The following is an 861-nucleotide window of genomic DNA, read 5'->3' as shown; positions in this document are numbered from 1 at the left end:
GGCAGATTGTAAATTGAAACGCAACACGGGGCTTGCGTAAAACAGGAAGACCCACAACAGTCAAGGTTGGAAAAAAACAAACCTCACAATGAGGAGACTGTCGTGGGTCATCACCAGCTTACACAAACACATCGGGAAATACTAGCCAGCCTCATTGCCGGGAATCTTTCCATTCGGAGAATAGCGGGGATCTTGGGCTACGCGCCTTCCAGCATCAGCAGGGAGCTGAAACGCAACAGCGGGAAAGACGGGAAATATCAGGCGGATATGGCGCAACGCAAGGCTGTCTGGCGGAACACGAAGGACAAAAAGGCTTCCAGGCGTACACCCGAGCTGGTGGCCTACGTCCAGGAAAAACTCCGGGAACGCTGGTCTCCCGAACAGATCGCGGGGCGCTTGCGTCTGCAGGCCGCCTGCCTCAACCTTCCCTTGATAAGTTTCAAGACTATTTACCGTTGGATACAGAAAGACAGCGATTCCAGCAAGGTACGGCCTTTCAAGGGGTATGGGAAATATCTTCGTCTGAAGCGGCCAGGAAAAGTCTTTTCCAGGCGCACCAAGTCCGCTGTTCGCTATCTGCCCGATTTGCCGGACATAGACGACCGCCCAGGCGCCAATATTTATGGTCACTGGGAATGCGATCTCATACATGGTCATCGGCATTCAGGCTATATCCTGACGGCTGTGGAACGCAAAAGCGGCTTTCTCATGGCTGCATTTTGCCGGACGCGAAACGTGGAGTGCGTCTCTTCCTGCCTGAAGGAGCTGTTTTCCTGCGTCCCCGCACGCTATCGGCATACCTTGACCTATGACAGGGGCAAGGAGTTCTTCGGCTTCCGGCAGGTCGATGAGGCCCTTCAG

At 54.2% G+C, this 861-nt stretch carries 1 protein-coding gene; it reads left to right on the top strand.

The window, feature by feature from the left end; genetic code table 11:
* Positions 1-102 precede the first annotated feature (102 nt).
* Positions 103-861, top strand: a 759-nt coding sequence (locus HF854_RS12380) for an IS30 family transposase (RefSeq protein WP_168936556.1), incomplete at its 3' end; no start/stop codon positions are given.

Origin of the sequence: Desulfovibrio piger (genome assembly GCF_012843875.1) — a bacterium.
In the GTDB taxonomy this organism is placed as follows: Bacteria; Desulfobacterota; Desulfovibrionia; order Desulfovibrionales; family Desulfovibrionaceae; genus Desulfovibrio.
This window is presented reverse-complemented; position numbering and strand designations above follow the sequence as displayed.